Genomic DNA, 20,743 nt, shown 5'->3' on the forward strand with positions numbered 1-20,743 from the left:
GGGGCCGCCGCGGTCTGCCGGTGGGGAAACATACCCGTGGTCCCGGGGCAGCGATCTGGTCAGTGCGTCCGGGGAAGGGCGGGCGCGTCTCGTTTCGCTGCCGAAGCCGCAACCGCGCGCAGGGGGAAGGGCCTCCACGGCCCAGGTGGTCGACGCCGATGCGGCCGCCGACCATGGTGGGGGCCTCACCGAGTGGAGACGCCGTATCCGGACACACGGGCACAGGGCGATCCCCGTGCGGTGCTCTGCCGCACGGGGATCGCCCTGGTCGGACCGTGCTTTCCGGTTCGAAAGCCCTGGTTCTCAATCGACGAAGATTCCCAGCGCTGGAGCACTGGGAACGACCGGACCGGTCTTTGTCCCGGCCGACGGGTTCGCGTGCCTGCGTGTCCGGCTTCTTCGCAGGCCCCGGGACCGGTTGTCGGTGCGGGCGGTCAGGAGTGGCTGGCCTGGGGGCCGGTGGGGTGGTCGTGCAGGCGTAGGCGGAAGCGGGGCTGGGGCGCGGCGGCGGCCTGGCGGGCCACGGCGATACGCCGGTAGGCGTCTTCCCAGGCCTGCAGGACGGCGGGGTCGGTGACACCGCAGCCGCGGACGAAGGCCAGGACGACCTCGAGCTTGACTCGGCTGGGCTTGGGGTCGGTGACCAGCATGCGCAGGGTGTTGTAGGAGCGGCTCTGGTGTTTGCTGCGGTCCGCGCCGGCAGGGATGACCGCGCTGCGTTTACCCATGTCCCGCCAGGTCGGGTTGCCCGCACTGGCGCGTAGGCACCGCAGCGCCTGCAGCAGTTCCTCCTCGGTGCTGATGTGACGGGGATCGGTGTGGCGGGACGGATCGGCCACGGTCGCCGCATCCGCCAGGCGGTAGCCGCGCCGACTCAGGGCGACAGGGGTGATGGGCAGCAGGTTGCGCTGGGAGGAGTCCAGGGCGATCTCTTCGTACTCGAGCTGGGCGGCGGCGAGCACCTCCACGTCGGCGTCCAGGCCGTAGGCCAGCAGGGAGGCCAGCATGGGCCAGCCGTGTCCGGCTTGGACGAGCGCGGCGTGCAGGCCGGGGATGTCGCTGTCGACGAAGGCCTGGGCCACCGTTGCGGGGGCTCCCAGTTCCCGGGCCGCCTGCCACAGCTGGGTTGTGCTGGCTGCGATGCCGGCGCGCAGGCCGAACAGCAGGGCACGCAGCCGGTCCTCGGCCGAGTACTCGGCCAGCGAGTACATCGCGTCCAAGACGGCGCGCAGCTCTCCGGAGCGGTCGTGGGCGTGGTCGGCCATGGCGGTCAACCGATGCAGAAGCGGCGCGCGACCTCAACGCCTGCGTATCCGGCGGCGACGGCCAGCGCCACGGCCGCGGCCGCGTCGTAGCCGGAGCGCAGCGCAAAACCCACGAAGACGATGACCACCACGACGATGATCACGTGCGGGCCCCGGAGGCCCTGTACCGGAGGGCGGAGGTGAAGGGTCGGCAGCATCGGCGCTGCTCCTTTCTCGTGGTTTTTCGGAGTGTGCGAAAGGCCGGCCCGCCCGGCCTGGACGGGCTGGGCGAAGCCGGAGGGACCGGGTGGAACATGCGGCCGGCACGGGAGTAGCGGCCCCTGCACCAACCGCGTGAACAGAAACTATGCCAGGTCAAACCCACCCAAAAGGCGAATAGTGAACCTGCGCGACAAAACGCCCCGCCTCAAAGACGCGTCAAGGGCTTCGGCCTGCTGTTGTGCCCACCGGTTCCTGCGGGTGGGGTGGACAGCGGGATCGCGTGGGCGGGTGTGACATCTTTTGTCACATGACGCCGTCTCACAACCGCGCACACGCAACTGTGTTTTACTAACAGACGAGTGGTGAGACCCATTTTGTCCGCTTTCTGGCATAAAACGGACTGAAACGGGTTCTTTCGGAATATCCCCTGGACCGGGCGAACCGAACAACCACACCGTGTGGGCCGCGCGACCGTAGCGGGGTCGAGCGGCCGTCCGCGGGCGGGGAGCACCTGCTCCCCGCCCCGACCCGTGCCTTCGGGGCGACGGCTGCCTCGTCCACGACTCCCTCCCTGTGCCTGCGGGACGCGCGGGTCATCCGGTGAGGAAGGAGGGGCCGTTGAGGCGCTGCCAGGCGGCCACCCAGCGCCGGTACTCGGCCTCACCACCGCCGCAGGCGGTGATGAAGGCGCTCAGCAGCGGCAGGCACGGCAGCCGGCAGTCGGTGAGCGCGGCGCGGAAACCGGCGGCCGAGCACACCCCGCCGCAGTAGAACTGCATCTGCGCATACGAGGGTGAGCCCACCCAGGCGCGGTAGCGCCGCATCACCGCCACGAACTCCGCGGGCGTGGCCGCCTCCTGCGGATCGGGGCGCCGCCCCTCCCGGTCCCCGCCGGTCCCCGCCGCAGCGGGCACGCCCCGCCCAACAGGCACCACCAGCACCTCGCCCACGAGATCGCCCCGGGCGTCCCGGCGGACCCGCCGAGGCCGGGCCCCCGGAGCGATCCGGTACTGCCCGCACCCGGTACTCAAGGGGTGGGGCGGGTCGGGCGGCCGCAGCAGTTCGCCGCCCCCCTCTGCTGCGGCCCGGCACTCGGCCGGACGAACCGGATCGACAGGTGAAACCATCATGAGGCGTCCCCGAAAAAGTGGCTGTCAAAGAACTTCCGGCGCGTCGGGGCGGTCCCTCCCCAGCAGAGCCCCGCCGTTCCGGTAGGCAGAGAACCTACCCCACGAAAGCGACATACCATGCCTGTCTTTCCGACACCCCCACAGCCCCACCATTCTGTGAAACAGCAGGCCACAGCAGACGACAGAGCTGTTTTCGCCACGTTCTCCCCCTCGGTTTCACAAAACTTCCCACCCGTTCATTTTTGTGAAACCGAGACCCGCTTCGTGAAACCGGTTCCCGCGAGTTGTCCCCGACGATTCCGGGTATTCTCCTTGGAGATCGTCAGGAAAACCGTTTTCGGGCACCCCCGAATTTCCTTTACGGAAAGCCCCTTAATTCCAGGGGTCGTGCCGCCGCTCCACCCCGTTCAGCCGCTACGGAAACACGCCCCACGGTGGCCACGGCCGGGGCAGCCGACTGATCCCGCTGTGCCCGGTCAGGCGGGGCCGGTCTGCGGCAGGCGGGAGTGGCCCAGTGGTTCGCAGAGTCGCTCGACCTGGTCGTCGACGGGGTGCAGGCCGTGGTGTGGTGGCAGCCGTCCAGGTGCACCACCCCCGCCCCGAGACGGGCGGCCAGCGCACACGCCACCGTGGTCTTCCCGGATCCGGCACCCCCGGCCAGGGCCGGCAGTAGAGCTGCGCGACCAGCCGTTGTCATCGCCGTCTTCACCGCTGTTTCCGGCGTATTCACTGTCCCGGAAGCCCTTGTCGTCCGATTGCACGGAGCACTGTCGCGCAAGTCGCCCTGCTCCTGCTCGGCGCCGTCTCCGCCTGCCACGCCCTTGCGGCCCTGGCTCGGCTGGCGCGACATCGGCGTCGCTGATCGGCTTCAGCAGGCGGACCTCGTCGAGGCCCAACGCTCAACGATGCTCCGCTGCTTCGACCGTCGTGCGCTTCTTCCGCGAAAGCCACCGAACTCCCAGGGCGTAGGCGACGGCGGTGACAGCACCGGCCAGAAGTCCACCGAACACCACAGGGACGACATAGTCGGTGTTTCGACAGGCGTTCTCCGGCGGTACCGGCCCCGCCCAGGAGTTCACGCAGACGATGTCGAAGTTGTGGACGACGGCGAGTCCCACAACACCCCCCAGAAAGAAAGCCGCAGCGAACAGCGCCACCCCCACCAGTGTGAGGAACATGCCGAACAGCACTTTGACCACGGCTTCCACAAGAGGTCGACCGCGGACCCTCCGCAGCAGCAGGACGTAGACGACAAGCACGACCAGGCCGGCAAGGAAACCGCCGAGCAGAACGGGAACCACATAGCCCATGGGGTCGCAGCTGTACTCGGGCGGATCGGTTCCGGGCCAACGGGTGCAACCAGCGCCGGAAAGCCTCAGCGTATGGAACGTGACCGTGCCGCCGAAGAAGAAGGCGGGGACAGGCGGCACCACGCCACCGACCACGGCAAGCAGAACAAGGACGACTCTGGCCACCACGCGCATCACGGGTCTGCCTTCCAAAACGGTGTGGGAGCCGACCCATCGTCGAAGCAGCGGCTCCCCGCGTCAAGAGAGGATCGCGAGCTCGAAGCCCCCGAGGACCAGGACGCGGTGAAGCCGTCCCAACCGGGACGGGGAGCGCGGCGGCTGCCCGATCTCATCTCAACCGAACAGGAATGGCCGATTTCGGCCACCGTGCCGGTCCGGGCTCCCGGCCCGGCCACCGACCGTCTGCTCTGCAGAACAATGGTGGAGGTTCCTTCCCCGAAACATCCCAGAAAGACGAGGCCCCCTTTTGACCGAGAACCCCGAAAAACGTGTGGAAGGTCTGGTCACGCTTCAGGAGTGGGCGGAGCAGTGTGGGTACAGCTACAACTACGTGCTCAACATCATGCCCCGGCACTATCCCGGTTTTCCCGAGCCGAAGGTGCGGCGGAAGGGGGACGTCGGAAAGGGCGGCGGCTCGGGCAACAACCTGTACGACCCGGCCGAACTGGAGAGGTTCAGGCCCCGACGCCCCGACCCGGTGGAACTGCCCGATGAGGACCTGGTCAAACGAGTGACCCTGAGCGGTTTCGCCGCACTCATCGGCGTCAACTCCAGCAACGTCACCCAGATCAAGAACCACCGGCCCGACACGCTGCCGCCCACCATCGAGGGCCAACGCCAGTGGTATCCCGGCGCCCGCTACCACGTGCGCGACCTGCTGCTGATGTGGAACAGCCGCCCGGGCCGCGGACGCGGATCGGACAAACGCCGCCCACCCCTGCCCTGGCAGCACACCGACCCCCACTGACCACCGCACCACCACTTGTGCGGGGTTCGGTGCGGGGCCGTGACGGCTCGCACCAAACCCCGCACAAGTCCCGTCGACGTTGGCCGGGAAACTTCCGAATTCCTCTTGTTCTCCACCAACCTCCTCCTGCCGCCGCACACCCGGCCATCGGATGCGGTAGGAACGAAGACATGACCGATACCACGGACACCACACCGGTCTGGTTCTCCCGCGAGGAACTGGAGTCGGTGCGCGACCGCATGCCGATCCTCTACATCAACGCCGTCCCGGTCCGCACCGACGACCGCGGCGAGGTCACCAGCGTCGGCCTGCTGCTACGCGTCGGCCCCGACGGCACCATCAACCGGGCCCTGGTCTCCGGACGGGTCCTCTACCACGAACGCATCCGCGACGCGCTGCTGCGCCACCTCGAAAAAGACCTCGGCCCGGTGGCGCTGCCACGCATCCCCACCTCACCGCAGCCGTTCACCGTCGCCGAGTACTTCCCCACCCCCGGCGTCACCCCCTACCACGACCCGCGCCAGCACGCCGTCTCACTCGCCTACGTGGTACCGGTCACCGGCGACTGCCAGCCCCGCCAGGACGCCCTGGACCTGGTCTGGTTCACCCCCGAGGAAGCCGCCAGCCCCGAGGTGCTGCAGGAGATGAGCGGCGGCCAGGACGTCCTGCTGCGCCAGGCCCTCGCCCACGTCGGCCGCCTGCACTGACCCGGTCCGCCGGTCCGAGCACCAGAACAGGCGGACCGGCGACAACCGGGCCACGCTCAGGACACGACCAGCAGAGCGATCGGTTCCGCCCCCAGCCCCAACCTGCCGCAGGCCGGGGAATACCGGACCCCCCACCGGGCTTGCCCCTTGAAGGAGGACCCCGCACCCGAAAGGCAGAGGTGAGGCATGGGCCAGACCGTGCGTGAGGTGGACGTGGCCGTCATCGGCGGCGGGCAGGCAGGACTGGCCTCCGGCTACTTCCTCCGCAAACGCGGCTACCGCCCCGAACACGACTTCGTCATCCTCGACCGCTCCCCCGCCCCCGGCGGAGCCTGGCAGCACGTGTGGCGCTCGGTCCGCCTCATCTCCCCGCCCCACTACACCCGCCTGCCCGGCCTGCCCTGGACACGCCCCTTCGACGGCCCGCCCAGCGGCCCGGAGGTCGCCGCCTACTTCGCCCGCTACGAACAGCACTTCCAGTTGCCCGTGCACCGGCCCGTCACCGTGCGCCGGGTCGCCAACGACGGCCCCGACCCCACCCTCACCCGCGCCACACCACTCCTCATCACCACCGACCAGGAGACCTGGCGGGCCCGAGCGGTCATCAACGCCACCGGAACCTGGGACCGCCCCTTCATCCCCGCCGTCACCGGAGCCGCCGACTTCCGCGGCCGCCAACTGCACGCCGCCCACTACTACGCCCCCGAGGAGTTCACCGGACACCGCGTCGTCGTGGTCGGCGCAGGCCACTCCGCCCTGCAGATCCTCGCCGAGATCTCCACCGTCGCCGACACCCTGTGGGTCTCCCGCCGCCCACCCGAGTTCCGCACCGCCCCGCTCACCGAAGCCGACCTCGTCGCCGTCACCGACGCCGTGGCCGCCCACGCCGCCACCGGCCGCCCCCTGCGCAGCGTGGTCAGCTACACCAAACTCGTCGAGACCCCCGAGGTCGCCGCCGCCCGGGAACGCGGCGTCCTCAACGCCCGCCCCATGTTCGACCGCATCACCCCCCACGGTGTGGCCTGGAACGACGGCACCACCGAACCCGTCGACACCATCGTGTGGGCCACCGGCTTCCGCCCCGTCCTGACCCACCTGGCGCCCCTGCGTCTGCGCTCCCCGCTGGGCGGCATCGCCCTGGCCGGCACCCGGGCCGCCCTCGACCCGCGCGTCCACCTCGTCGGCTACGGCCCCTCCGCCAGCATGATCAGCGCCCACCGTGCCGCCGCCACCGCCGCCCGGATCCTGGCCGCCGGCCGCCCCTGACCCCGCCCGGGCCTCCGCTGCGCCACCCCCGGCCGCGGCCGAACCCGCTGTTCCCGCCGGGGAGGAACATCGAGCATGGTCGAGCTCCTCGCGGTCCAAGCGAAGACCGCCGATTCAAACCTGAACTTAGGTTGAAGTCAGGACCTCAACCTAAGTTCAGGTCCCAGATCCCCCCAACACCACCCCCTCACAGCAGGCAAGACCGACACAACCGGATGACCCGCCCAGGCCGAAAGATCCCCGCCACCGCCCCGCACCCACGCCACCATGTCCGTTGAACACCGCTCCACCGAGGGGACAAACATGGTCGACTGGCAGATCTTCGCCATCTCCGCTCCGCTGGGCGAGAGCATCATCCGGGGCACCCTCACCTTCCTCGGCCTTCTGACACTGATGCGCCTGGTCGGCCAGCGCGAATCCGGCAGCATCGGCATCACCGACGTGCTGATCGTCGTCATCGTCGCGGACGCCGCCTCCCCCGGACTCCAAGGCCAGGTCTCCTCCATCACCGACAGCATGGTGCTCGTGGTCACGGTCCTCTTCTGGAGCGTGGTGGTCGACGCCGTCGCCTACCGCTTCCCCGCACTGGCCCACCTGGTGAAAGCCCGCCCCAAACCCCTGATCGAACAGGGAAAACTCAACAAACGGGTGATGCGGCGGGAACTGATGACCCGCGAGGAGATCCAGGCACAACTACGCCTGCACGGCATCGAGGACATCGCGCTCGTCGAACGCGCCTACATCGAACCCAACGGAATGATCAGCGTGGTCAGCCACAAGAGCAAACCAACAGACGACACCGCCGAATGACCTCGACCCCAGAAAAAGAAACCACCGTGGACCGGACACCACCCAAGAAGAAGCCCCCGGCCGCCACCCCGTCACACCACACCCGAAGAAAACGGATGGATTTTCCGATCTGCCCGAACATAGGATCGCCGACATGGCGACCCGACCCGTCCAAATCCACATGAGCGCCCGCGACGAGACCACGCTCGGCCAGTTCTGGGCAGAAGCACTCGGCTGGAACATGTCCAGCGAGGCCCCCGGCGTGGTCAACCTGGAACCCCACGACTTCACCTATCCGGACCCCGCCGCGCTCTGCATCGACATCGTCGCCGTCCCCGAACCCAAGACGGTGAAGAACCGCATCCACATCGACCTCGCCACCACCTCCCCAGCCCACCAAGCAGAACTACTCGAACACCTCCAAGCCCTCGGCGCCGTGCCCGTCGACATCGGCCAAGGCGACGTGCCGTGGACGGTACTGGCCGACATCGAAGGCAACGAATTCTGCGTCCTCACCCCGAGCTGAGCCAGACCCCCTGCCAGGCACCGAATCCCCCAGCACTCCCCCGACCCGCACCGCTGAAGTGGCGGCCCCGCCCACAGGCCCGCCACCCCCAACCTGCCAGCCGATCACATCCTCGCCGCCCCGACCCGCTCACGCGACGAGACAGCAGGACCACCGGACTCCAGGACCAACGCACGGGTGCGCCCCGCACGAATACCGTTGGCGATGACCAGAACCTCGGCCACCTCGTGCACCAACACGACCGTCGCCAACCCCAGCACACCAGCCAAGGCCAGCGGCAGCAGAACCGCGATGATCGCCAACGACAGCCCCACACTCTGCCACATCACCACCCGGGCACGGCGAGCGTGCGCCAGCACGCGAGGCAGATGACGCAGGTCCTCCCCCATCAACGCGACATCAGCGGTCTCGATGGCCACGTCCGCGCCCATCGCCCCCACCGCGATCCCCGCATCAGCGGTGGCCAGCGCAGGAGCGTCGTTGACGCCGTCACCGACCATCGCCACCGCACCGTGCGCACGCAACTCGCCCACGAGACGGGACTTGTCCTCAGGCCGCAGGCCGGCATGCACATCAGCAGGTTCGACACCCGCCTGCGCAGCCAAGACCTCAGCGGTCACCCGGTTGTCCCCGGTGAGCATCACCACCCGACAGCCCGCCCCCCGCAACGCCGAGACCACCTCGGCGGCTTCGGGACGCAACTCATCACGCACGGCGACGGCACCGATCACGACGGCGTCATCCTCGACCAGCACAGCGGTGGCCCCGGCCCGCTGCATCCGCGCCACCCGATCGGCCAGGGGCCCGGCCTCAATCCAACCCGGCCGCCCCAGACGGACAGTACGGCCGCCCAAACACCCGATGAGCCCCGCCCCGGGAACAGCCTCCACCTGCTCAGCCCGCTGCGGCGCCGGGGCAGCATCCAGGATGGCGCGAGCCAGCGGATGTTCACTGCGCTCCTCCAACGAGGCCGCGACCGCCAACACCCGCTCGCGGGTCGCAGGAGCCACAACAGCCACCTCGACGACCCTCGGACAGTTGGACGTCAAAGTGCCGGTCTTGTCCAACGCAACAATCGACACCCGCCCCAAAGCCTCCAACGCAGCCCCACCCTTGACCAGGACACCATGCCTGGAAGCAGCACCGACCGCAGCCACCACAGTGACCGGCACCGAAATCGCCAACGCACACGGCGAAGCCGCCACCAGCACCACCAAGGCCCGCTCCACCCACGTCGCCGGATCCCCCAGAAGCGAACCCACCCCGGCGATCAGCGCCGCCACAACCATCACCCCGGGAACCAGCGGCCGAGCCACACGATCAGCCAACCGCTGCCCGGCCCCCTTACGGGCCTGCTCGGCCTCCACGACAGACACGATGCGAGCCAACGAGTTGTCGGACGCAGCCGCGGTGACAGCGACCTCCAACACCCCGGTACCGTTGATGGCCCCGGCGAACACCTCGTCCCCAGGACCGGCCTCCACCGGCACCGACTCACCGGTGATGGCCGACACATCCAAAGCACTCCGGCCGGTGACGACGGTCCCGTCGGTGGCCACCCGCTCCCCCGGCCTGACCACCATCACCTCCCCCACCCGCAACTGCTCGGGGGCAACAGTGCACTCGACACCACCGCGAACCACAGTGGCCTGGGCAGGCACCAGATCCAGCAACGCGCGCAGACCACGCCGGGTACGCGCGACCGAGTACTCCTCCAACCCCTCGCTGATGGAGTACAGGAACGCCAGCATCGCGGCCTCGCCGACCTCGCCCAGCAGCACGGCGCCAACAGCGGCGATGGTCATCAGCGTGCCCACACCGATCCTGCCCCGGACCAGACGGCGCAGCGTGGCAGGAACGAACGTCCACGCCCCCACCACCAAGGCCGCGGCCTTGAACACCAACGCCACAGCCTCGGGCACACCCACCCAACCGCTGCCGTAGCCCACAGCCAGCAGCACACCGGCAACAGCGGCGAAACGGAGTTCACCGACCTGCCACAGCCTCTCCGGCTCCCGCTCCTCGCCGCCGCGCGACTCGCCGCATCCGCAGGCGTCACTCACCGCACGCCTCCATCGTCGCGCTGTCCGTCCCGTAGTTGGGGCACAGCGCGACCGCGTTGCCGGTCGCGGCGAGCAGAACCTCGGCCGAAGCCAGCAGGTCCAGCAGTTCGGGACGGGCCAGGGAGTAGAACACCTGCCGCCCCTCGGGACGGCCCTCGACCAGACCGCAGTCGCGCAGGCACGCCACGTGCTTGGAGACCGTGGACTGGGCCAACCCCAACTGGGCCACCAGATCAGCCACCCGCGCCTCCCCCACGGCCAGACGGCGCACGATGGCCAGCCGGGTGCCGTCGGAAAGACTGTGGAACAGCGCCTGGGCCGCTCCCAGGTCCGTGTCGGCGGGGGACTCCTCACCCCAACAATCAATCGCCATGAGACGATAATATTCCTGGTCAGGAATCTCGGAAGACGGGCCCCAGAGGCGGAGCAGGACAGGAGCCACCGGTCGAACGACCCGCCCTCCCCACAGCCCCACCCGCTGCGGCCACCACGCGTCCTGACCGCCGGAAACGAACCGGACAGGACCCACTCACCTGACGCACCACCTCACAGAAGCCCCCACCGAACCGGGATCCCCACCGAACTCCACCCGGCAGGACAGCGCACACGCCCCTCACCCCACCGCCACACACCACCTCGAAACCGCACCCGCCCGCCCCGAACACGCCGACCGGACAACAGACCGTCCTCCCCGTCCACCCCCATGACCGAGACACCCCAGGCCCCCCACCCCACCCCCTCCCCGGCACTCCCCCACGACCCCGAAGTCCTAGCGTGGACAAACATGACACCGACCCGACCCCGCCCTCCCCACAGGAAGCCCTGACCGATGTCGTTGGCCGAACGCCTCCAGAGCCTGTTCGTGGCCCTGGCCGCCCTGACCGGCCTGGCCCTCGGACTGCTGCTGCCGATCGGTCCAACCGCCGGACACGCGGTACTACCCGCCCTCATCGCCATGCTCACCGCCGTGTTCGTCCAGATGGACGCCGCCCACGTGCGCCAGGTACGCCACGCCGCACCACTGGTCGCCACCAGCCTGGCCCTCAACTTCCTCCTCACCCCCGCCCTGGCCTGGGCCCTGGGAACCGGACTCCTGGGCACCGAACCAGACCTGCGCATCGGCCTGCTGCTGCTACTGGTGACCCCGTGCACCGACTGGTACCTGGTCTTCACCGCCCTGGCACGCGGCCACACCGGCATCGCCGCCGCCCTGCTCCCCATCAACCTCGCCCTGCAACTGGCCCTGCTCCCCGCCTACGTGCTGCTGCTCGGCGGACGAGCAGCCATGGTCGACGCCGCCACACTGACCGAATCGGTCCTCCTCGTACTCGTCCTGCCCCTGACTGCGGCGATGGCACTGCGATGGGCCGCAGCCCGCTTCAGAGGACCCGCCTGGCGCCGACGCCACATCACCGACCCCGCAGGCCACCTGGTACTGCCCCTGCTCTACGCGGCGGTGCTCGCCATGTTCGCCTGGCAGGCCCGCACCGTCGTGGACCACGCCACCGACCTGCTGGCCCTCCTGCCACCCCTGGCGATCTTCTTCACCGCACTGCCCCTGACCGCGGTGGGCCTGTCCCGGCTGCTCCGCCTGCCCGCCGACCAGAAAGTGACCCTGACCATGACCACAACGGCCCGCAACTCACCCACCGCACTGGCCGTCGCGGTCGCCGCCTTCCCCGACCGCCCCCTCATCGCGGTCGCCCTGGTCATGGGACCACTCCTGGAACTGCCGGTACTGGCCCTCATCGCCCAACTGGTACGGGTACGCCCACCCCGCGCAAAGACACCCGCCCCGCACTGACCCCCAGCGGGCGCCCCGCCGAGCCGTCGGCACCGGTCGGGCTGGGCCCGGCGCAGGCGAGGTAGACCGTGCCGTCGTCGTCCCAAGCGAGATCGGGGCGATCCCGGTGGGCGGCTCGTTTCCCCTCTCGTCGGTGAACACCTCGCCTCACTCCACGGCCCCGCAGGGTCGGTCGTGGTGAAGTGGAGCATGCCCCGTCCGCCCATCACGGTGAAAGGTCCGTTCACGGAAGCGGAGCGTGGGGCCCAGGCCCCGCCGCCGGTTTCGGCCTCTTGGACGCCGAGCTGTTCGGCGCGGATGGCGACATGGCCGACGAGTTCCCACTGGCTCAGGTCCGTCGACCGGTAGACGGGGACGCCGGGAACGTATCCGAAGCTCGACGTCGCCAGGCAGTGGACGCCGTCGGCGACGGTGATCAAGGAGTCGGGGTTGAATTCAGAGAGTGGGATTGCGTACGCGAGCGATTCTTGTTGCGAGTCGATGTGCTCTACTGGGGTGTTTTCTGAATTCGGGTTGTCTTTCTTGATTGTGAACAAAAACCTCGCCTTTACGACGTAGATTTATAAGCGTGGACGGGTGTGGAGTCCCGCCCTCTCCTGCCTCCTCTGCTCCCACTGGACACACCTCGGCTCCCTGCCGCTCCCCCGGCAGAACGCTGGGGGTCGAGCACCCCTCTCCCCTGCCTGCCCAGGGGTCGGATGGCAAGCCCCTGGGGCGTCGGCCTGCCGGTTGCGGCGAGCGCAGCCGCTCCCCACTTGACCGCACTCGACCGACGGACGCCGACCAGGAGCACACAGAAAACACCGGGGGTGTGGACAAGGCTCGTTGTCCACACCCCCGGTGATGCCGTGTCGGGCGCTCCCACAGCTTCCGGGCGGAACCACGCAGCAGCCCGTACAAGCGCGCTTGGGGCGCCGCGGTGTGTCAGGAACTGAAGTCGAGGACCAGACGGCCGCGCACGCCGCCCGCCTCCAGCAACCGGTGCGCCTCGGCGGCCTGCTCGGCCGGAAGCACCCGCGCCACCCGCAGGGTGAGCACCCCCTCCTCGGCCTGCCTGCGCAGCCGGTCCAGGGCAGCGGTGTCCTTGAGCGCCTCGGTCACCAGGATCCGGTGCACCTCGATACCGCGCCCGGGCCTGCCGTCCCAGGCCCGCACCACCGCCATCCTCCCGTTGTCGCGGACGGCCGGAACCACCAGATCGTGCAGCAGCGCCCCGTCGGCGAGCCCGTCCACCCCCTGCGGGCAGGCGGCGCGGATACGGTCGGCGACGTCGTCACCACGGCGCACCACCACGTCCGCCCCCAGACCACGCACCAGATCCTCGTCGGCCTCGGAGGCGTCAGCGACGACCCGCAGCCCGTCGGCCTTGGCGAGCTGGACGGCATAGCCGCCGAAGGCGCCGGCCGCCCCGGTCACCGCGACCGTCTGACCCGGTTCCAAAGCGAGCCGGTCCAGTGCGAGCCGTGCGGTGAGCGCGTTCATCAGCAGGGTGGAGGCGGCGAAGAAATCGGCTCCCTCAGGCATGCGCACCACCGACTCGGCGGGCACGACGATGTGGTCGGCGTAGGCTCCCCCACCCGGCCGCACCGGCGTCACCACGGCCATCACCCGGTCCCCGACCTGCCAGGACACGCCCTCCCCGACCTCGCTGACGACCCCGGCCGCGTCCATGCCGGGAATGTGGGGCGGCGGCCACTCCAACCGCCGCAGTCCGGCCCGCAGCGCGGTGTCAGTGGGGTTCACCGCCGCGGCGTGCACCCGGATCCGCACCTCCCCCGGTCCGGGATGGGGCTCGGGGATGTCCACGACCTGAAGCTTCTCCGGGCCGCCGAACTCCATGACTCCGATCGCTCTCATGCCGCCAGGCTAACCGCCTCATCAGAGCAGACCGGGAAGCCCCTGAAAGCCAGTACCAGGAGAAGACAGTGACGGATCAGCCGTGGAGGCGTCCTTTCCTCGAGGTCATCCTGACGCTCGGGACACGGCCGTGGTCTGGTCCCCGCAGCAGCCCTGCCGATCAGGGGGAACCCACAGCAGTGCGCTCCCCCTGATCGGCGGTGTCGCACCGCCCTCGACGACTCCGGTGATCACCTCGTCGATCCGGGCGTAGACCACCCTGTTGTGGTCGGTGACCACGCACAGCGCGGCCCCCTCCACGATCCCCAACTCCTCGGACGTCCGGTCCTCACCCTCGCCACGGTCGCCACCGGGAGCAGCGGGGACAGCCGTGCCGTGCGGGACGCTGACCCCACCCGCCGGTGCCGGGCAGCCCGGGGCCGGTCACCGCCCCGGCGGTGGTCCGTGGTTGACTGCCCACCATGTCGAGCTCTTCCCCATCCGCCCAGCCCCCGAGCCCCGTCGGTGACGTACCGGCTTTGGACGGTCGCGATCCGTCGCTCTGGCGGGCGGTCGGCGATCCGCTGATCGCAGCCTCCGGACAAGGCGTGCTGTCCGGTTGCCGGGTCGCGGTGAAGGACCTCTTCGCTGTGGCCGGATACGCGATCGGGGCGGGGAACCCGGCGTGGCTGCGTGAGGCGCCGGTCGAGTCCGCCCACGCCCCGGCCGTCCAGGCCCTGCTGCGGGTGGGGGCCGACATCGCCGGAATCGTGCGGACCGACGAGCTGGCCTACGGCCTGACCGGGATCAACACGCACTACGGGACACCGCCGAATCCCGCTGTTCCCGGGCGGGTCCCGGGAGGCTCGTCGAGCGGTTCGGCGAGTGCCGTCGCCCTGGGGCTGGCCGACATCGGACTGGGCACCGACACGGCGGGCTCGATCCGGATCCCCGCCTCCTACTGCGGGGTGTACAGCCTGCGTCCCACCCACGGCCTGGTCTCCACCGCCGGCACTGTCGGTCTGGCCCCCTCCCTCGACACCGTGGGGTGGGTCACCCGGACACCGCAGCTGCTCGGCCGGGTGTCCGACGTGCTCCTTCCGCAGCGTCCCGCGCAGCCGATCCACCGGCTGCTCCTGGCCTCCGACCTGTTCGAGCTGGTGGAGTCCTCGGTGCGGCTGCCGCTGCTGGAGGAGGCACGGGCGTGGGCGAAGCGGCTGGACCTGCCGCTGCACCCGATGGAGAGCGCCTGTGCCGCACAGCTGGAGGAGTGGGCGGAGGCGCTGGGCATCGTCCAGGCCGTGGAGATGTGGCAGACGCACGGCCGCTGGCTGCGCGAACACCGCGAGGCCGTCTCCCCCCAGGTCGCCAACGCCATCGCCGCGGGCGAGCACATGCCGGCCGACTACCTGGAGTGGGCCCGGGACACCGTGCGTCGGGCGCGGGCCGTGCTCGCCGAACTGATCCCGCCGGGAACCGCGCTCGTGCAGCCGGCGGCCCCGACCGCGCCTCCCACGCCCGAGCGGGCCGTCAGCGACCTGGAACTGCTCACCACGACGGTACTGCTGGTCTGCGCGGCGAGCATGGCGGGCCTGCCGGTGCTGACCCTGCCGGGGGTGCGGGGTCCGGCCGGTCCCGTCGGGCTCAGTCTCCTCGGAAGCGCCGGAAGCGATCGCGCCCTGAGTGCTGCGGTCGCCGAAGTCATCGATCACCCCGCTGTCGGGCCGGAGGAGGCCAGCGGCACCTGGTGACGCCCGGCCCACGGCTCCCCCACACCTGCTCGCGGACCGGTCGGCGCGCACGGCTGGTTCCGGACGTGGCGACGCCGACCGCTCCGGTGCGGGGACGGCCCGGCCGTGGACGTGGGATGGCGGCACGGGCTCGACCAGCGGGGACGGCGGAACCAGCCCCCAACCGATGATTACTCTCAGTGTCTACATTGGGGCGAGTGACCGAAAATCCCGGGGGCTGCAACTACTCTCGGTGACAAATCTTCTCGTGGGTCTCTCGGCGCCCCGCCGATCGGATGGTCCGGGCCCCGCTCCAGGAAGCGGAGGTCGCAGAAGATCCTCACCCGATCATTCCGTCTCGAGGTTCTGTGCGGTGAGTGGTGTTCTTGTTCTTCTCAACTGGAGAGTATCGAAAACTGCTCCTTTATGTCGTAGATCTATGTGGTCTACGGGTCCGTGTTCGACCACCAGATCGCGGTTCCGGAGTCGAGGCCGTGTACTCGGACTCCGGCACCGACTCTCAGAAGCGCGGCAAAGCAGGTACGGTCGCCGCCAATGAGCAGCGTTCTGGCCCGACCGCATGCTCGAGGCCACACCAGAGGACGGCCGGAAACCCATTCCCCTCCTCCGAAAGCCGTCCGGTCCCGCAGTCCACCCATCACCACGAGGTGCATTGACCGTGTTCGCCACGGGGAATAGGCTCATCGGATCCCGGAGCGATCCTTTTCGAAGACTGGAGCCGGAAAACGACCACGCCGCACTGGTTTCACCAGTGCCGCCTACCTCGGACGACGAAAGTGTCCCTGCTCCACAGCACATTCATGGCAGATCACTCGGTCAGCGGCTCCCATGAGTCTCATCCGCCGGTTTCGCGAGCAGCCTGGCGCGGACCCTCTACCTCGATTGTCTTCGCCGCATGGAACTTCTCACGATGATCATCACCCTCTTCCCCCTCCTCGTCGTCGTCGGAGCGGTGATCCTCGTGGTGATCGTGCGGCGGTCCCGGCCCACGGCCCCTCCCCCGCTTCCCGGGGCTGCCGAGGCAAAGGCCCTTCACGCAGGGCTCGCTCCCGCAGATCCCGACCAGGTCGGCCCCTACCGGATCCTGGGCCGTCTGGGGGCCGGCGGGATGGGACGGGTGTACCTGGGGCGCTCCCCCGGCGGACGTGACGTGGCGGTCAAGGTCGTCCACCCTGAACTCGCCCAGGACCCCCCTTTTCGCCGCCGTTTCGCCACCGAGGTCGCCACCGCGCGCAGGGTGGGCGGGTTCTACACCGCCCAGGTGGTCGACGCCGATGTGGACGCCGATCCGCCGTGGCTGGCCACCGCCTACGTTCCCGGCCCCTCTCTGCACGCCCTGGTGCACGAGCACGGCCCGCTCCCGGCGGACGCAGTCGCCGTCCTGGGTGCGGGGCTGGCCGAGGGGCTGGCTGCGGTGCACGCGTGCCGGATCGTGCACCGCGACCTCAAACCGGGCAACGTCCTGCTGGCCGTCGGCGGGCCCCGGCTCATCGACTTCGGCATCGCCCGCGCTCTGGACGCCACCTCCCACACCCGGACCTCCACCCTGCTGGGCACGGCCGCGTTCATGTCGCCCGAGCAGATCACCGGGGCCGAGGTCGGGCCCGCTTCTGACGTGTTCTCGCTCGGGTGCGTGCTGGCCTTCGCCGCGACCGGCCGCGGCCCGTTCGGTGAGGGCCCGGCCCATGCGATCACCCACCGCATCGTCCATGACGAACCGGACCTGAGCGGACTGGCCGATCCCCTCAAGGACCTGGTCGCCGCCTGCCTGGCCAAGGATCCTGCCGACCGTCCCGCTCCCGAGCACATCCTGGCCGTGTGCCGCCCACTGCCTCCCACCGCCCAAAGCCGTTCGGAGGAGGCGTCCGAGGCGTCTGAGGCGTCCACCGGCCTCGTCCCCTCGACGCGTGTCCTGCCTCAGGACGTGCCGCCGCCCGCTCCCCCGGTGTCCCCTGCCGACAGCGGTCCTGTGGGGATGCCTGCGGAGAGGACGGACAGGTGGTCCGTTCCGGACCGTCCGGAGGGGGCGTGGCCGGAGGCTCTCACCGAGGTCATCGCCCTGTACAGGACACGTGTCCTGCCCCGGGACGCGCCACCGCGCACCCCTTGGGCGGACCCCCGTCAGCAGTGAAACGGTGGAGGACTCCGGTGGTCGGGATCGTCCTCCTCTCTCCACCCTCCTGCACTTCGACCACAAGCTGCTCGAGTGTCCTGGAGGACGGTTCGCCTGAAGGACGGAGGGTGCACGGCGTTCCACCGAGGTGTGGCCAAGGTTGTTACAAGACCATCGCCTTTACGCTGTAGATTCAAACAGTCGGACCGGGGAGAACGGACGGTCCACCCCGGAGCGTCGCTCCTCGAACCGCGGCCCGCTGTCTCCTCCAGCCGGCCGACGGACCTGCACCTTCGCCCCCGCCCCGAGCAACCGCGGGAAAGGCCCCGCCGGACCGCTCAGGGCTCCCCTTCCCCGAGGACGCCTAGTCGTCGATCCGTACGGTGCCCGCGGCGCCGTCGACGGTGATGCGCTGGCCGGTGGCCACGGTCCGGGTGGCGTCGGGGACGCAGATGACGGCGGGGATGCCGTACTCGCGGGCCACGGTGGGGCCGTGCGCTATGGGCGAGCCGGTCTCGGTCACCAGCGCGGCGGCCGTCAGGAACAGCGGCGTCCATCCGGGGTCGGTGGTGGGAGCCACGAGGATCTCGCCCGGTTCGATGCGCGCCCCGGCCGGGTCGAGGACCACGCGCGCCGGTCCGCTCGCCACGCCGGGGGCGGCGGCGGTCCCGACCAGCGCTCCGTCGGGGGCGGGGCCGCTCGGCGCGAGCGCCTCCAGGTCGGTGCCGTCGGACAGCAGCAGGCCGGGCACGCGGCGGCGCCGGGCCTCCCGCTCGTGGGTGGCGCGGCGTCGGGCGACCAGGTCCCGCAGGTCCTCGCCCGCCGCGGCGGCGTACGCTTCGCGCAGGTGGAGGAACATGATGTCGTCGGCGCGGTCCAGCAGTCCGCGCGCGGCCAGTTCCTGCCCGGCGGCCAGAAGCTGCCTGCGGCTCTCCGCCAGGGGGTGCAGCCAGGAGAACTTGGCCAGTTCCCGCAGTCCGGCCAGGGCGCGGGCCCGGCGGAGGAGGAAGTGCGCCAGGCGGGCGCGGACGGGACGGGTGGTGCGGGCGCGGCGGGTCAGCCGTGTCAGTGCGGCCTCGGCCTGGCGGGCGGCTTCGGCGAAGCGCCGGTCGGGGGCCTGTTCGGGGTCGGTCAGCCGCAGGTAGTTGGCCAGGGCGGCGAACAGCGGGGCCGGGTCCTCGGCCCAGCGGGGCACGCCCACGTCGACCTCGGCGGCGCCGCGGTGGCCGTAGGCGTCGAGGAAGGCGGTCAGGCCGATGTCGGGCAGGGTGCCGTTGCGGTGGCGTTCGGCCAGCTGGGCGGGCGGGGTGTGCAGCAGCAGGCCGCGGTGCTCGTGCGCGTGGGCCGCCAGCTGCCACAGGCGCAGGTCCATCTCGGTGGTGACGTTGTGCGGCATGCCGCGCAGCACGGCGTCGACCTCGCCGCTGTCGGCGGCGCCGGAGAGCAGCAGGGCCGCGATCCGGCTGGCCAGCATGCCGGTGGCCAGCGGCGCCACGGCCCGCCGCAGGCCCCGGCTGTGGAAGAAGGAGCTCTGCAGCCGCTGGGCGAAGCGCAGCCGTTGGGTCGCTGCGGCGCTGTCCAGGGCCGCGGGCGGGATCACGTGCTCCCTGGCTTCTTCGGGCAGGCGCAGGGCGCGCCGGCGGGCCTGGGTGGGGCGGGCCAGGGCGCGGACCGCGCCGACGGTCAGGGCGGGGGCGAAGGACAGCGCGATCCTCAGCAGTGTGCCCAGGCGGTAGGGCCTGCCCCGCTGCGGGGCGAAGCGCGGGTCGTCCATCAGGCGTGTCAGTGCCGTGGCCGCTCGCGGTCCGTACAGGCGCAGGGTTTCGGGCAGCAGGGCGCGGCCAGTGCGGTGGCGGACGAAGTCGGTCAGGTCCAGGTAGGGCCGGCCTGCTGTGTCCACGATCTGCGGCGGGCCGTCGACGGGGTCGGTGCGGATTCCGCCGAGGTCGGCCACGGCTGCCGCGGCGGCGCGGAACAGTGACATGCCCATCGGGGTGAAGGGGCGGAGCATGCCTTCCAGGTGGCCGAATTCGAGGTAGACGCGCGGCTGGGGCAGGTCGGTGGGCGGCGGCGGGGGGAACAGGGTGGTGATGGGGCGGGACTGCAGCAGCCAGAGGCGGCCGTCGTGGTCGAAGACCCATTCGATGTCCTGCGGTGCGCCGAAGTGCTGTTGGACGCGGCGGCCCGTGGCGTGGAGCCGGGCCAGTTGGGCGGTGTCCAGGCAGCCGGCGGCCGTTCGGGGCGGGTCGGGGCCCAGGACGTGGTGGTCGACGTCGGCTGAGCCGTCGACCACGGTGGTGCCCGGGCCGGGGGCTGCGTCGATGACCGTTTCGGTGCGGCATCCGGTGACCGGGTTGGCGGTGAACAGCACTCCGGCGGTCCGGGCGTCCACCATGCGTTGGACGATGACGGCCATGGCGGCGGAGTCCTCGTCGATTCCGTTGGCCCGGCGGTAGGCGACGGCTCGCGGGGTGTGCAGGGACGCCCAGCAGGCGGTGACGGCGTCGACGAGCGCGTCGGGGCCGGTCACGTCGAGGAAGGTGTCCTGTTGTCCGGCGAAGCTGGCGTCGGGCAGGTCCTCGGTGGTGGCGCTGGAGCGTACCGCGACCGGTCCGCCGCCCAGGTCCCGGTAGGCGGCGAGCAGTTCGCCGGTGGGGACGGCTCCCTCCCGGTGGGCCCGGGTGGTCAGGCAGAATCCGGCGGGGACCGTCTCGCCTGCGCTGAGGAGTTCCCCGAGCCCGGCGGCCTTGCCGCCCACCAGGTGGGCCATGCGGGCGTCCACCCGGGCGAGGTCGACGATTCTCATCCGGTGTCCTCTCCGCGGCCCCGGCCGGATCCCGGGGGGCGGCTGGCCGCTCGCCTGGTCGCAGGCGGTGTTGCGGCGCGGTCCCGTGCCCGCCCGGTGGCCGTGCCCGGCAGAGGGGCGGGCCTGCCGCTGGTTGTCTGCGGTCCCGGTGGTGCGGGTGCGGCCACCAGGGGCAGAGGCGCTCCCTCCTGTCGGGGCCTCTCCCCCGC

Annotated in this window: 17 protein-coding genes and 1 pseudogene; 8 read left to right on the plus strand and 10 right to left on the minus strand. The window is 70.5% G+C overall.

All coding sequences use genetic code 11. The features are described from left to right. Positions 1–434: 434 nt before the first annotated feature. From FOF52_RS06190 to FOF52_RS06205, 4 genes are all read right to left on the minus strand, one after another. Positions 435–1,265 carry a hypothetical protein gene (locus FOF52_RS06190; protein WP_248592874.1) on the minus strand — a complete coding sequence of 277 codons (831 nt, stop codon included), beginning with the start codon at positions 1,263–1,265 and terminating at the stop codon, positions 435–437. 5 nt (positions 1,266–1,270) lie between these two features. Further along, a complete protein-coding gene (locus tag FOF52_RS06195; protein WP_248592875.1) occupies positions 1,271–1,462 on the minus strand; it encodes a hypothetical protein in 192 nt (63 codons plus the stop codon). A 597-nt stretch (positions 1,463–2,059) separates the two neighbouring features. Further along, positions 2,060–2,596: a hypothetical protein gene (locus FOF52_RS06200; RefSeq protein ID WP_248592876.1), complete on the minus strand. Its 537-nt coding sequence runs from the start codon at positions 2,594–2,596 to the stop codon at positions 2,060–2,062. A gap of 899 nt (positions 2,597–3,495) precedes the next feature. Continuing rightward, positions 3,496–4,083: a hypothetical protein gene (locus FOF52_RS06205; protein ID WP_248592877.1), complete on the minus strand. Its 588-nt coding sequence runs from the start codon at positions 4,081–4,083 to the stop codon at positions 3,496–3,498. Between the two features lie 313 nt (positions 4,084–4,396). Between FOF52_RS06205 and FOF52_RS06210 the strand changes: the two genes are divergently transcribed. The 5 genes from FOF52_RS06210 (at position 4,397) to FOF52_RS06230 (ending at position 8,161) form a co-directional block, all read left to right on the plus strand. Beyond that, a complete protein-coding gene (locus FOF52_RS06210; RefSeq protein ID WP_248592878.1) occupies positions 4,397–4,873 on the plus strand; it encodes a hypothetical protein in 477 nt (158 codons plus the stop codon). Positions 4,874–5,043: 170 nt separating this feature from the next. After that, positions 5,044–5,580 (plus strand): NUDIX hydrolase family protein, encoded by a 537-nt coding sequence (locus FOF52_RS06215; RefSeq protein ID WP_248592879.1) that lies wholly within the window; start codon positions 5,044–5,046, stop codon positions 5,578–5,580. A gap of 186 nt (positions 5,581–5,766) precedes the next feature. Then, entirely contained in the window at positions 5,767–6,846 is a 1,080-nt protein-coding gene (locus FOF52_RS06220) for an NAD(P)-binding domain-containing protein (RefSeq protein WP_248592880.1), read from the plus strand. A 267-nt stretch (positions 6,847–7,113) separates the two neighbouring features. Beyond that, a complete protein-coding gene (locus tag FOF52_RS06225) occupies positions 7,114–7,656 on the plus strand; it encodes a DUF421 domain-containing protein (RefSeq protein WP_248592881.1) in 543 nt (180 codons plus the stop codon). 133 nt (positions 7,657–7,789) lie between these two features. Further along, a complete protein-coding gene (locus tag FOF52_RS06230) occupies positions 7,790–8,161 on the plus strand; it encodes a VOC family protein (RefSeq protein WP_341849763.1) in 372 nt (123 codons plus the stop codon). Positions 8,162–8,265: 104 nt separating this feature from the next. Here the strand turns inward: FOF52_RS06230 and FOF52_RS06235 are convergent, their stop codons facing one another. Then, positions 8,266–10,224, minus strand: coding sequence for a heavy metal translocating P-type ATPase (locus FOF52_RS06235; protein WP_248592882.1), 1,959 nt, complete (start codon positions 10,222–10,224; stop codon positions 8,266–8,268). Next, positions 10,217–10,597: an ArsR/SmtB family transcription factor gene (locus FOF52_RS06240; protein WP_248592883.1), complete on the minus strand. Its 381-nt coding sequence runs from the start codon at positions 10,595–10,597 to the stop codon at positions 10,217–10,219. The genes FOF52_RS06235 and FOF52_RS06240 overlap by 8 nt, the downstream gene beginning before the upstream one ends. Before the next feature lie 456 nt (positions 10,598–11,053). Between FOF52_RS06240 and FOF52_RS06245 the strand changes: the two genes are divergently transcribed. Then, on the plus strand, positions 11,054–12,028 hold the full coding sequence (locus tag FOF52_RS06245) for an arsenic resistance protein (protein ID WP_248592884.1): 975 nt from the start codon (positions 11,054–11,056) through the stop codon (positions 12,026–12,028). A 155-nt stretch (positions 12,029–12,183) separates the two neighbouring features. On the opposite strand, the pseudogene FOF52_RS22125 reads toward FOF52_RS06245, so the two are convergent. From FOF52_RS22125 to FOF52_RS06255, 3 genes and pseudogenes are all read right to left on the minus strand, one after another. After that, positions 12,184–12,564, minus strand: a pseudogene (locus FOF52_RS22125) (family 43 glycosylhydrolase); the annotation flags it as partial. 388 nt (positions 12,565–12,952) lie between these two features. Then, positions 12,953–13,885 carry a quinone oxidoreductase family protein gene (locus FOF52_RS06250; RefSeq protein WP_248592885.1) on the minus strand — a complete coding sequence of 311 codons (933 nt, stop codon included), beginning with the start codon at positions 13,883–13,885 and terminating at the stop codon, positions 12,953–12,955. 105 nt (positions 13,886–13,990) lie between these two features. Beyond that, the gene (locus FOF52_RS06255; protein WP_248592886.1) at positions 13,991–14,194 is read right to left on the minus strand and encodes a hypothetical protein; all 204 of its coding nucleotides are present in this window, start codon (positions 14,192–14,194) and stop codon (positions 13,991–13,993) included. Positions 14,195–14,403: 209 nt separating this feature from the next. Here FOF52_RS06255 and FOF52_RS06260 point away from each other — a divergent pair, with 209 nt between their 5' ends. Next, a complete protein-coding gene (locus tag FOF52_RS06260; protein WP_248592887.1) occupies positions 14,404–15,615 on the plus strand; it encodes an amidase family protein in 1,212 nt (403 codons plus the stop codon). 895 nt (positions 15,616–16,510) lie between these two features. Next, a complete protein-coding gene (locus FOF52_RS06265) occupies positions 16,511–17,746 on the plus strand; it encodes a serine/threonine-protein kinase (RefSeq protein WP_248592888.1) in 1,236 nt (411 codons plus the stop codon). Positions 17,747–18,092: 346 nt separating this feature from the next. Here FOF52_RS06265 and FOF52_RS06270 read toward each other — a convergent pair whose 3' ends face one another. After that, complete coding sequence (locus tag FOF52_RS06270) at positions 18,093–20,534, minus strand: PEP/pyruvate-binding domain-containing protein (RefSeq protein ID WP_248592889.1); 2,442 nt, start codon at positions 20,532–20,534, stop codon at positions 18,093–18,095. Between the last annotated feature and the right edge of the window lie 209 nt (positions 20,535–20,743).

The organism is Thermobifida alba (assembly GCF_023208015.1).
Taxonomy (GTDB): Bacteria; Actinomycetota; Actinomycetes; order Streptosporangiales; family Streptosporangiaceae; genus Thermobifida; species Thermobifida alba.